The organism is Neorhizobium vignae, from assembly GCF_000732195.1.
In the GTDB taxonomy this organism is placed as follows: Bacteria; Pseudomonadota; Alphaproteobacteria; order Rhizobiales; family Rhizobiaceae; genus Neorhizobium; species Neorhizobium vignae.
Genome location: NZ_JNNU01000002.1, coordinates 681947 through 694129, shown reverse-complemented (window position 1 = coordinate 694129; position 12183 = coordinate 681947). Strand labels below are relative to the sequence as shown.

General features: G+C 62.1%; 11 protein-coding genes. 8 read left to right on the top strand and 3 right to left on the bottom strand.

Annotated features, from left to right (window positions below; translation table 11 throughout):
• Window positions 1-18 precede the first annotated feature (18 nt).
• Window positions 19-1791: an SLC13 family permease gene (locus GQ59_RS03520; RefSeq protein ID WP_037078160.1), complete on the bottom strand. Its 1773-nt coding sequence runs from the start codon at window positions 1789-1791 to the stop codon at window positions 19-21.
• A gap of 200 nt (window positions 1792-1991) precedes the next feature.
• Between GQ59_RS03520 and GQ59_RS03515 the strand changes: the two genes are divergently transcribed.
• From GQ59_RS03515 to GQ59_RS03505, 3 genes are all read left to right on the top strand, one after another.
• Entirely contained in the window at window positions 1992-2534 is a 543-nt protein-coding gene (locus GQ59_RS03515; RefSeq protein WP_037077404.1) for a glutathione peroxidase, read from the top strand.
• 64 nt (window positions 2535-2598) lie between these two features.
• Window positions 2599-2922, top strand: a complete 324-nt coding sequence (locus GQ59_RS30900) for a type II toxin-antitoxin system RelE/ParE family toxin (RefSeq protein WP_084682958.1) — start codon at window positions 2599-2601, stop codon at window positions 2920-2922.
• Window positions 2919-3197, top strand: coding sequence for a helix-turn-helix domain-containing protein (locus GQ59_RS03505; RefSeq protein ID WP_037077398.1), 279 nt, complete (start codon window positions 2919-2921; stop codon window positions 3195-3197). The genes GQ59_RS30900 and GQ59_RS03505 overlap by 4 nt, the downstream gene beginning before the upstream one ends.
• Before the next feature lie 54 nt (window positions 3198-3251).
• On the opposite strand, the gene GQ59_RS03500 is transcribed toward GQ59_RS03505, so the two are convergent.
• Both GQ59_RS03500 and GQ59_RS03495 read right to left on the bottom strand, forming a co-directional pair.
• Window positions 3252-4016, bottom strand: a complete 765-nt coding sequence (locus GQ59_RS03500) for a TerC family protein (RefSeq protein WP_037077394.1) — start codon at window positions 4014-4016, stop codon at window positions 3252-3254.
• Between the two features lie 98 nt (window positions 4017-4114).
• Window positions 4115-4816, bottom strand: a complete 702-nt coding sequence (locus GQ59_RS03495) for a TetR/AcrR family transcriptional regulator (protein WP_051903753.1) — start codon at window positions 4814-4816, stop codon at window positions 4115-4117.
• A gap of 135 nt (window positions 4817-4951) precedes the next feature.
• On the opposite strand from GQ59_RS03495, the gene GQ59_RS03490 reads away from it, so the two are divergent.
• The 5 genes from GQ59_RS03490 to xylA all read left to right on the top strand — a co-directional run bounded on the left by GQ59_RS03490 (window position 4952) and on the right by xylA (window position 11951).
• The gene (locus GQ59_RS03490; RefSeq protein WP_037077392.1) at window positions 4952-6166 is read left to right on the top strand and encodes an HlyD family secretion protein; all 1215 of its coding nucleotides are present in this window, start codon (window positions 4952-4954) and stop codon (window positions 6164-6166) included.
• Between the two features lie 21 nt (window positions 6167-6187).
• Window positions 6188-7780 carry a DHA2 family efflux MFS transporter permease subunit gene (locus tag GQ59_RS03485; RefSeq protein ID WP_037077390.1) on the top strand — a complete coding sequence of 531 codons (1593 nt, stop codon included), beginning with the start codon at window positions 6188-6190 and terminating at the stop codon, window positions 7778-7780.
• Window positions 7781-7924: 144 nt separating this feature from the next.
• A complete protein-coding gene (locus tag GQ59_RS03480) occupies window positions 7925-8965 on the top strand; it encodes a LacI family DNA-binding transcriptional regulator (RefSeq protein ID WP_037077388.1) in 1041 nt (346 codons plus the stop codon).
• Window positions 8966-8987: 22 nt separating this feature from the next.
• Window positions 8988-10442 (top strand): xylulokinase, encoded by a 1455-nt coding sequence (gene xylB, locus GQ59_RS03475; protein ID WP_037077385.1) that lies wholly within the window; start codon window positions 8988-8990, stop codon window positions 10440-10442.
• A 198-nt stretch (window positions 10443-10640) separates the two neighbouring features.
• A complete protein-coding gene (gene xylA, locus GQ59_RS03470) occupies window positions 10641-11951 on the top strand; it encodes a xylose isomerase (RefSeq protein WP_037077382.1) in 1311 nt (436 codons plus the stop codon).
• Window positions 11952-12183: the final 232 nt, after the last annotated feature.

The following is a 12183-nucleotide window of genomic DNA, read 5'->3' as shown; positions in this document are numbered from 1 at the left end:
GGTTTTTGGCCTTGAACCCTACCTTACGGGCCAGACATAGAGCAGCGCCGGCACGCTGACGAGGATGATCAGGAAAGAAAGCGGCAGGCCGAGCCGCGGATAGTCGGAAAACTTGTAGCCGCCGGGGCCGAAGACCAGCGTGTTGCACTGGTGGCCGACCGGGGTGAGGAAATCGCAGCCGGCGCCGATCGCTACCGCCATCAGAAAGGCTTCCGGCCGAAAACCGAGACTGGTGGCGAAGCTCGCGGCGATCGGGCCCATGACGAGCACCGTCGCGGCATTGTTGAGGAACGGCGTCACCGCCATGGCCGTGACGAGGATCAGCCCCAGGGCCCCCCAGGCCGGAAGCGTCGCGGCCACCTGGCCGAGCCAGCCTGCGATCAGCTCGCTGCCACCGGTCGTCCTCAGCGAATCCGAAACGGGGATCAGCGCTGCCAGCATGACGAGGATCGGCCCGTCGACCGACTTATAGAAATCGTTGAGCGGGATCGCCCGGAAGACCACCATGCCGAGAGCGGCCGTGAAGAAGGCAACCGGAACCGGAGCGATGCCGACGGCGGTTGCGGTCATGGCCAGCACCAGGATGACCAGCGGAATGAAAGCGCGCCGCTGTGTCCCGAGCAGGATTTCCCGCTGCGCCAGTGGCAGCAGAGAAAAGTCCTGAAGCACCGCGGGCAGGTTCTTGCGGCTGCCCTGCAGCACCAGCACGTCGCCGGCCATCAGCGTCAGCTCGCCCAGCCGCTGCTTCAGCCGTTCGCCGCGCCGGCTGATCGCCAGAAGATTGATGCCGCGCGTATAGGAGAGCGCCAGTTCCTTGGCGGACAGACCCTTGAGCGGCGATTCCTGGGTGATGATCGCCTCGACCGAGATCACGTCCGCCTGTGCCTGGCCGTTTTCCCTCAGCGGCTTGCCGGACAGTTTCAGCTTGCCGCCGGAGACGATCCTGTCCAGCGCGACCGACGGGCCTTCGAGGAGAACGGCATCACCTTCGCGCAAAACGAGATCCGGGAAGGGTGACATGCGGGCCGTTCCGCGCAGCACGGCGGTTGCAAGCACCTCGCCGTCGCCGAGTTTCAGGAGATCGCCGATCGATTTTTCGAGGAGCGTGGAATCGGACGTCACGGAGACCTCGGACGTGTAGTTGGTGATCTCCACCGCCTCTTCGATCGAGCTGTTCTCCCGAGTGCGGCTTGGCACCAGCCAGTGAAAGAAGAGCAGGAAGGTGATGCCGACGACGGTGAGGATCGCGCCGATCGGCGTGAAGTCGAACATGGTGAAAGACGTGCCGGTCAGCTCTTCGCGCAGCCGCGACACGACGATATTGGGCGAGGTGCCGATCTGGGTCATCAACCCGCCGAGCAGGGCCGCGAACGCCATCGGCATCAGGTATTTCGACGGCGAGGCGCCGGATTTCCTGGCGAACTGGAAAGCGACCGGCATCATGATCGCCAGCGCACCGATGTTCTTGATGAAGGCGGAAAGCACCGCCACGACGATCATCAGCAGGGCGAGCTGGGTGTTCAGCGTGTTGAGGTTGGGGAAGAACTTCTTGATGGCGATATCGACGATGCCCGACCGCGCCACGCCGGCGCTGACCACCAGCGCGCTGCCAACGATGATGACGATATCGTCCGAAAAGCCGGAGAACGCCTTGTCGACCGGTACGACGCCGAGTGCGACGGCCAGCACCAGCGCGCAGCAGGCGACCAGGTCGTAGCGAAACCGGTCCCAGATGAAGACCGCCATCATGATGGCGATGACGGAAAACGCGAGGATCTGCTGAGTGGTCATGCCGCCCTTGATGTCGAGAGGACCGGCGGAAGGATCGCCGCCGGCAGGATAACGTGGCGCTGCCGCGCCGCCCGTCAATGCGGCGATGGGGCCAAAGTTCCGGCGCGCCGTGGGCGGGGGCCTGTCCACTGGACAACGGGAACCGCTTCGATAGGGTATCGCGGCAAAGCGACCAATTTGTTTTGAATGGAGATTTGTCGATGACTGATGTCTTGAACGTGCCGGTAAAGCTGGCCGACGGCCGCGAGACCACGCTTTCCGAATACAAGGGCAAGGTGATGCTGGTCGTTAACGTCGCGTCGAAATGCGGCCTGACCAAGCAGTATGAAGGCCTCGAAAAACTCTACGAAGACAAGCGCGGCGATGGTTTCGTGATCACCGCCTTCCCGGCCAACAATTTCAAGGGCCAGGAGCCCGGCACGGAAGCCGAGATCGTCGAATTCTGCCAGCTCACCTACGACGTCAAATTCCCGATCTTTTCGAAGATCTCCGTCAAGGGCGAGGACAAGCATCCGCTCTACCAGACGCTCACCACCTCGGGCGTGCCGACCACCGGCGACGGCCCGATGAAGGAAAAGCTGCGGGGCTTCGGCATGGAGGTCGAGGACGGCGAGATCGTATGGAACTTCGAAAAATTCCTGATTGGCCGCGACGGAGAAATCAAGGCCCGCTTCGCGCCGGATGTCGACGCGCAGGACAGCCGGCTGGTCGAGGCGGTCGAGCGGGAGCTGGCGAAGAACTGAGGGCGGTTTCTTCCCTATGGAGACCTCACTTGTTGGGTTATCTCAAATGGGCTATATAGCATAGATGATATGGACGGTTGAAACCCATCAAGCCGTCGATGATGAAATTGAGGCGTTGCCTGCCGGTCTTCAGGCGCGTCTCCTCCGTCTTTTGGAAGCCATCGAGAATGTTGGCTTGGACAATCTGCGGGAGCCGCATGTCAAACATCTTGAGGGCAAGCTTTGGGAGCTTCGCGCCAAAGCGTCCGAAGGTATCGCCCGAGGCATCTACGTTACGCTGACCGGGCGCAAAGTCGTTGTCCTGCATGTCTTCGTCAAGAAGTCGCAGAAAACCCCAGCACGAGCTCTCGAAATAGCAAGGCAGCGAATGAAAGAGGTAAAGCCATGACCAAGATCGCAGACCTCAAAAAAAAGCTGATGAACAATCCGGAATTCCGCGAGGAATACGAGAAAGCCGACGCCGAGTTCCAGCTTATCGAGGAGTTGGTGCGTGCCCGGACCAAGGCGAACCTGTCTCAGGCTGAATTGGCCAAAAGACTAGGCACGACCCAGTCTGCCATTGCAAGGCTGGAAGGTGGCGGAGTTTCTCCCTCGCTGTCAACGCTTCGGCGTTATGCCGAGGCCACGGGATCGAAGCTGGAGATCAATCTGGTCTCCTGCTGAGAACGCAGCAAGCAAATGAAAAGGGCGCCGCGAGGCGCCCTTGATGCATGAAGATCAATGCAGCGTTCCGCCGCCCTTCTTTTTCTTGCGGGCGTTGCGCGACACCATGTTGAGCACTTCGACGCCGGCAGAAAAGGCCATGGCGGCGTAGATGTAGCCCTTGGGCACATGCACGCCAAAACCTTCGACGATCAGGGTGCCGCCGATCATCAGCAGGAAGGCGAGCGCCAGCATGACGATGGTCGGGTTTTTCTCGATGAAGTTTGCAAGCGGGGTGGCGGCGATCAGCATGACGGTGACGGCGGCGACAACGGCGACCACCATGATCGGCAGATGCGGCGTCATGCCGACGGCGGTGATGATGCTGTCGACCGAGAAGACGAGGTCGAGCAGAAGGATCTGGCCGATCGCAGATGCAAAGCTCATCCGGACCACTTCCTTGCCGGCGCCGACCAGGTCTTCCTTGTGGTCGTCGACATCGACGGAGTGATGGATTTCCTTGGTCGCCTTCCATACTAGGAAAAGGCCGCCGGCGATCAGGATCAGATCCTTCCACGAGAAGCCGTGGCCGAAGGCCTCGAAGATCGGGTTGGTAAGCTGGACGATCCAGGCGACGGTGCCGAGCAGGGCGAGGCGCATGACGAGTGCCAGGCCGATGCCGATCTTGCGGGCACGCTCACGGCTTTCGGGCGGCAGCTTGTTGGTGAGGATGGAGATGAAGATGAGGTTGTCGATGCCGAGCACGACTTCCATGACGACGAGGGTGATAAGTGCCACCCAGGCGGCCGGATCCTGAACCAGCACGACGATATCCTGCATCAATGTTCCCTTCTTTCAATCGCAAGGCGTAATTGCCTCACCGATTTAAGGATTGATGCGCGGAAGACAAGAGGAGGTTGCGCTACAACCTCCTGAAATCAGGCGTGTTCTTTCGTTTTTGCGGTCACGGAATTGTCATGGACGCCATAGGCTGCCATGAAGACCCGGATCGCGCCCGTCACGACGCGGTCGATCTCGCTGAACGGCGGTACGTCGTCGAGGTCGCCGAAAAGGCGGAGCTTGAAGAAGGTGCCGCTCGCCATGTCGATGAATTGACGGGCTGCGAGATCCGTATCCTCCACCTTGAGATTGCCGAGGGCGACGTGACGCTTGATGAAGTCATCGAGCACCGTGCGGACGTTTTGGGACGGCGAGTTGAAGAAGTGCCGGCAGACACTCGGCATCCGATCGACGACGCCGATCACGATGCGCATCGCCTCTATTACCTGCGATGCGGTGATATGCGTCGCAAACCCCATGCCGAAGCGGTAGAGACCGTCCTCGACTTCCTCACTGCCGGCGAGAATGTCGCGCATACGCAGCGTGATCCGTTCGCGCTCACGTGCGATGATAGCGCCGAAGAGGTCTTCCTTGTTCTGGAAGTAGACGTAGATCGTCCCCTTCGAAACGCCCGCTTCGCGGGTGATGTCGTTCATGCTTGCGGCGTCGAAGCCGAGCTTCATGAAGACGCGTTTCGCGCCGTCGATAATCTGTTCCCGTTTCGCCGGGTCCTCGCCCGCTGCGAAACGTCCTGCGGGAACCGGATCGGATCTTTCCAGTTTCCTTGTCTGCCTGGCCATTTCGATGCCCTTTTTTAACCTTTTCGAACCGAGCGGTTCGATTGCTCTTGATATGTGTCATCGATGGGTCTATGTCAAGCTCGCTGAACCGATCGGTTCGATGGAATAAGACGCTCCCAAGACGGTAGATAGAAGATGACGTCCTCTCAGAATTCCGGCGCATTGCGCGCCGTGACGACGGAAAATGCTGACCTTCCCAAGGCCGAGGCCCGCAAAGGCTCCCCGGCTGCGGAACAGCCTGCGGCTGCCGAGGCGATTGCGGCCCCCGCGGTCGCCGAGGCGCCCGAAAAGAAGAAACGTCGCGGTCTGCTGTTGCCTGTCATTGCGCTTGCCCTCCTCGGAGGCGCTGGCTGGTATGGTTACAACTGGTGGATCGATGGTCGGTTCCTGGTTTCCACCGACGACGCGTATGTCGAAGGCGATATTGCGGTGATTTCGCCGAAGGTTTCCGGTTACGTCGCCAAGGTCAACGTCGTCGAGAACCAGGCCGTCAAGGCAGGCGATCCGCTGGTGACGCTCGACGACGGCGACTATCAGCTGGCGCTGCGCAAGGCGCAGGCCGCCATCGAGTCGGCCAATCTTGCCGTGTCCCGCATCGATGCGCAGATCATCGGCGGTGAAGCTTCGGTCAAGCAGGCCCAGGCGCAGCAGGGCGCTCTCGAGGCGGCCGTTCGCGGCGCAGAGATCAATCAGAAGCGGGCCAGCAGTCTGCAGCAAAGCGCGGTCGGCACGGCAGCTTCTCTCGACACCGCCGAGATCGCGCTCGAACAGGCCCGTGCCAATCTCGTCGCCGGCCAGGCGGCCGTCGCGTCGGCCCAGGCCAATATCGGCCTCCTGCATGCGCAGCGCGACGAAGCGGTCAATACAATCCATACCCAGGAACTCGCCCGCGACCAGGCTCAGCGCGACTTGAACTTCACGATCCTGAAGGCGCCCTATGACGGCGTCATCGGTAACCTCTCGGTCCAGACGGGCGACCTCGTCTCGACCGGCAAGCGGCTCGCGTCGCTGGTGCCGCTGACCGAGCTCTATATCGAGGCGAATTTCAAGGAGACACAGCTCGGCAACCTGCAGCCGGGTTCCAAGGTCCGCGTGCATGTGGATGCCTATGAGGATCACAACATCACCGGCACGGTGGTGTCGATCGCGCCGGCTTCGGGTGCCGTCTTCTCGATGCTGCCGCCGGAAAACGCGACCGGCAACTTCACCAAGGTCGTGCAGCGCGTTCCGGTTCGCATCTCGATCCCCAAGGAAGACCTCGAGCGCCAGCGCCTTCGCGCCGGCCTGAGCGTCGTCGTCGACGTCGACACCCGCACCGCGCCCGGGATCAGCGCCGTCGCTGCCAAGTAAGAGAACCAAGGAGAAGCGGCCATGGCAGGAGCAACGGCCACGGCGGGTACGCCCCCTATGGCGATGCCGGCCGACCAGCCGATGGACAGACGCAAGCTCATCGCCTTCTTCGCGATGGTCTTCGGAATGTTCATGTCGATCCTCGACATCCAGATCGTCTCGGCATCGCTCGCGGAAATCCAGGCCGGCCTTTCCGCCGGCTCTGATGAAATCGCCTGGGTGCAGACCTCCTACCTGATCGCCGAAGTGATCATGATCCCGCTGTCGGGCACTCTTGCCCGCATCATGTCGACGCGCATCCTGTTCTCCATGTGCGCGGCGGGCTTCACGCTGGCCAGCATCCTTTGTGCCACTGCCACGAATATCGACGAGATGATCGTCTATCGTGCCATCCAGGGCTTCATCGGCGGCGGCATGATCCCTTCGGTTTTCGCGGCGGCCTTCACCATCTTCCCGCCGTCGAAGCGCAGCATCGTGTCGCCGATCATCGGCCTCGTCGCGACGCTTGCCCCGACGATCGGCCCGACCGTCGGCGGTTACCTTTCCAATTCCTTCTCCTGGCATTGGCTGTTTCTGGTCAACGTCATCCCCGGCATCATCGTCACCGTCGTCACCTTCACGCTGATCGACTTCGACAAGCCACAGCTGCAGCTGATGAAGAAGTTCGACTGGTGGGGGCTCGCCTCCATGGCTGTCTTCCTCGGCGCGCTGGAATACGTGCTGGAAGAGGGCAACAACAAGGACTGGTTCAGCGACGACAAGATCGTCATCGGCACCGTTTTCATCGTCATCGGCGCCGTGGTGTTCTTCTGGCGTGCCTTCAAGGTCGAGTTCCCCATCGTCGATCTCAGGGCCTTCGGCAACGCCAATTTCGCCTTCGGCTCTCTGTTCTCCTTCATCATGGGCGTCGGGCTCTACGGGCTCACCTATCTCTACCCGCTCTATCTCGGTCGCGTCCGCCACTACGACTCGCTGATGATCGGAGAGACGATGTTCGTTTCCGGCATCGCCATGTTCGTCTCGGCGCCGCTCGTCGGGCGGCTGTCGAACAGTGTCGATCTGCGCATCCTGATGGCCGTCGGTTTCGGCTCGTTTGCCATGGGCACATACCTGATGACCGGCATCACGGCCGACTGGGATTTCTACGAGCTGCTTCTGCCACAGATCCTGCGCGGGTTCGGGATGATGATGTGCATGGTGCCGATCAGCAATATCGCGCTCGGGACGCTTGCGCCGCAGCGCATCCAGGGCGCGTCCGGCCTTTTCAATCTGACCCGCAACCTCGGCGGTGCGGTCGGCCTCGCCGTCATCAACACCGCGCTGACCCAACGTTCCGACGAGCACTACGCCCGGCTTTCCGAACACGTCAACTACGGCAATCCGGCTGCCATGAACTGGCTCGACAGCGTCGGCGCCAACTATAATTCCTTCGGCCTCGACGGCAGCGCCGTCGCGCTGCAGAAGCTCTCCGGAATCATCACCCAGCAGGCATTGCTGCTTTCCTTCATGGATGTCTTCTTCATCCTGACGGGGCTGTTCGGCAGCCTGATCTTCTTCGTCTTCCTGATCGCCAAGCCGGCCCGCCCTGCGGGCGCCGGAGGCGGAGGGCATTGATTGCAGCATTCCACCGCCGGGAAAGGGGCCGCCACGCAAGTGACGGCCTTTTTCTTTGGGTGTTCGAGCTTCGGTGAAACACGTACCTCAAATTTTGATTTACGTACCTCAGGATTTCCGCTAACACGGTCGGCGGAGGAATTCATGAAGCCCACTGTCCACGACATCGCGAAGATTGCGGGCGTCAGCCTTGCGACAGTCGACCGGGTTCTCAACGGCCGGCCGGGCGTGCGCTCCGTCACCCGCGGCAAGGTCGAAGACGCGATCACGTCGCTCGGTTATGTGCGCGATCTCGCTGCCGCCAATCTTGCCAAAAGCCGCACCTATTCCTTCGTCTTCATCCTGCCGGCCAACGACAACTCGTTCATGATCGGCCTGCACGAGGAAGTGCGCGGCGCCGTTGCCCGCTCCAGTTCCGAGCGCACCGACATTCGCATTGTCGACGTGCCGCCCTTCGATCCGGGCGCGCTGGTTACCGCCCTCGAAACCGTGCTCGCCGAAAAGCCGGCCGGGGTCGCCTTCGTCGCCATCGACGCGCCGGAAGTCCGCGCTGCTGCCCGCCGCCTCAGCGAGGCCGGAATCCCGATGGTGACGCTCGTGTCGGATCTGCCGGATTCCTCCCGCGATCATTATGCGGGCATCGACAATATCGCGGCCGGCCGCACCGCCGGCAGCCTGATGGGACGGTTCCTCAGCGGCCCCCTGATGGACGAACGGGGGGCGACCGTCGCGGTGCTTGCCGGTTCCATGCTGGTGCGCGACCATCGCGAGCGGCTCGAAGGGTTTTCGACCGTCATCGCGCACGCCTATCCGAACGTCCATATTCTGCCCGTCCTCGAAGGCCGCGACGATCCGGCGCTGTCCGAGGCGATGGTGTCGGAGGCGCTGCGCCGCAATGCGGACATCGCCGGCATCTACAGTCTCGGCGCCGGCAATCGCGGCCTCATCCGCGCGCTACAGAAGGCGGGCGCTGTCCGCCGGCCGCTCGTCATCGCCCACGAACTGACCGCCTCGACCCGTGCGGCACTTGCCGACGGGGTCATCGACGCGGTGCTGAACCAGGATGCGGGCCACGAAGTCCGCAGCGCCATCCGCGTGCTGAAGGCCAAGGCCGACGGACTGCCGGTGCTCGCAGCGCAGGAACGCATCCGCATCGACATTTTTCTGAAAGACAATCTGCCCTGAAGGCAGAAGAGGGAGTTGCACCATGTATCTCGGTCTCGATCTCGGCACTTCGGGCGTCAAGGCGATGCTGATCGACGGCGATCAGAAGATCATCGGTTCGGCGAGCGGCTCGCTCGACGTCTCGCGTCCGCATTCCGGCTGGTCGGAGCAGGATCCTGCCCACTGGATCCGCGCCACCGAAGAGGCCGTCGCCGGTCTCAAGACGAAGTTCCCGAAAGAACTCGGGGCGGTGAAGGGTATCGGGCTTTCCGGCCAGATGCACGGCGCGACGCTGCTCGATGCCGAAGACAAGGTGCTGCGCCCCTGCATCCTCTGGAACGATACCCGTTCCCATGTGGAAGCCGCAGCGCTCGATGCGAACCCGATCTTCCGCAAGCTCACCGGCAATATCGTCTTCCCGGGCTTCACCGCCCCGAAGCTCGCCTGGGTCGCCAAGAACGAGCCGGACATCTTCGCGAAGGTCGCCAAGGTGCTGCTACCGAAGGATTATCTGCGCCTCTGGCTGACCGGCGAGCATATTTCCGAAATGTCGGATTCGGCCGGCACGTCCTGGCTCGATACCGGTGCCCGCAAATGGTCGCCCGAACTGCTTGCCGCGACCGGCCTTGACGAAAAACAGATGCCGTCGCTGGTCGAGGGCACCGAACAGGCCGGCAAGCTGCGCGGCGAACTGTCCTACAAATGGGGCATGGCCGAAGGCGTCGTGATTGCCGGCGGGGCAGGGGACAATGCGGCGTCCGCCTGCGGCATGGGCACGGTCGCGGAGGGCCACGCCTTCGTCTCGCTCGGCACGTCCGGCGTGCTGTTTGCCGCCAACGCCTCCTACCTGCCGAAGCCGGAAAGCGCCGTGCATGCCTTCTGCCACGCGCTGCCGAAGACCTGGCACCAGATGGGCGTCATCCTGTCGGCGACCGACGCGCTCAACTGGTATTCCAACATCACGGCCAAGACCGCCGCCGAACTCACCCAGGAACTCGGCGATGCGCTGAAGGCTCCCTCCAGCGTCACCTTCCTGCCTTATCTTTCCGGCGAGCGCACGCCGCATAACGATGCGGCCATCCGCGGCGCCTTCATCGGCCTCGAACACGAGAGCAGCCGCGCGGTACTGACCCAGGCGGTGCTCGAAGGCGTGACCTTCGCGATCAGGGACAATCTCGAAGCGCTGAAATCCGCCGGCACCTCGATTTCCCGCGTTACCGCAATCGGCGGCGGTTCGCGCTCGCGCTACTGGCTGCAGTCGATCGCCACCTCTCTCGGCGTGCCGGTGGATATTCCGGCCGACGGCGATTTCGGAGCTGCCTTCGGCGCCGCACGGCTGGGGTTGATTGCGGCGACGGGGGCGGACCCGCTTTCCGTCTGCTCGGCACCGAGGACGGACGAGACCATCGAGCCGGTCTCCGGGCTGGCGGAGGCTTATGAGACCGCATACGCCCGCTACCGGGCGCTCTACCCGGCGATCAAGTCGCTGGCGCATTGAACAGCTTCCACTTGGAGGTGTGTTGAAAAACTCCTCCCCAACCCCTCCCCACAAGGGGGAGGGGCTTTATTGCCCCGAGTTCCGCTTTTCCGATTGGGCAAGGCGGTGCCACCAGCGTTCTCCCGCCCTTGTGGGGGAGATGCCGGCAGGCAGAAGGGGATCTTTGGCACTCTCAATTATTCGATAGGAGAACACCCCATGAGCACAGGCTTTTTCGGAGACATCCAGAAGATCAAATACGAAGGCCCGGGCAGCACCAATCCGCTCGCCTTCCGGCACTACAACCCGGATGAGATCGTCGCGGGCAAGCGCATGGAGGATCACCTCCGCTTTGCCGTCGCCTACTGGCATACCTTCACCTGGCCGGGCGGCGATCCCTTCGGCGGCCAGACCTTCCAGCGCCCGTGGTTCTCCGACACGATGGAAGCGGCGAAGATGAAGGCGGATGTCGCCTTCGAATTCTTCCGGCTGCTCGGCGCGCCTTTCTACTGCTTCCACGATGCCGACGTGCGCCCGGAAGGCAGTAACTTTGCCGAAAACACGAAGAACCTCAACGAGATCGTCGACTATTTCGAAAAGAAGCAGGCCGAGACCGGCGTCAAGCTGCTCTGGGGCACGGCGAACCTGTTCTCCAACCGCCGCTACATGTCGGGTGCCGCCACCAATCCGGATCCGGACGTCTTTGCGTTTGCCGCCGCGACGGTGAAGACCTGCCTCGATGCCACCAAGAAGCTCGGTGGCGCCAACTACGTGCTGTGGGGCGGCCGCGAGGGTTACGAGACGTTGCTCAACACCGACCTGTCGCGCGAGCTCGACCAGATGGGCCGCTTCCTCAATCTGGTGGTCGAATACAAGTACAAGATCGGCTTTGAAGGCACGATCCTGATCGAGCCGAAGCCGCAGGAGCCGACCAAGCACCAGTACGACTACGACGTCGCGACCGTCTACGCGTTCCTGCAGAAGCACGGGCTGGACAAGGAAGTGAAGGTCAATATCGAGCAGGGTCATGCGATCCTCGCCGGCCATTCCTTCGAACACGAGATCGCCATGGCCAACGCCTTCGGGATCTTCGGCTCGATCGACATGAACCGCAACGACATGCAGTCCGGCTGGGATACCGACCAGTTCCCGAACAACGTGCCGGAAATGGCGCTCGCCTATTACCATGTGCTCGCCGGCGGCGGCTTCCAGAACGGCGGCACCAATTTCGACGCGAAACTGCGCCGCCAGTCGCTCGATCCCGAGGACCTGCTGATCGGCCATATCGGCGGCATGGATTGCTGCGCCCGTGGCATCAAGGCGGCGGCGAAGATGCTTGACGACGGTGCGCTGAAGGCCCCGCTTGATGCCCGCTACGAGAAGTGGGACAGCCCGGAATACCAGAAGATGCTGCGCGGCGAATACAAGCTCGACGACATCGCCTCCTGGGTCGAGAAGCAGGACATCAACCCGGAACCGAAGTCCGGCCGCCAGGAATACCTGGAAAACGTCGTCAATCGCTACGTTTGAGCGGATTGCCCGTCACCCTAGCCTTTCTCCCCCTAAAAACGGGGAGAAGGGTCCGCAGGACGCAGCCGGATGAGGGCGGACGCTGCCGTTGGAGAAGGGCAACAACGCGACAAACGACAACCGGCAGGAGGTTTGCGTAAAGTGTCCCCACGTTCGCGTGTGAGCTTGGCAAATCTGCTTTACGTACCTCAGAATCTGGGCTAGCGTTCTGATGGGAGGAGCTTGGGTGCAG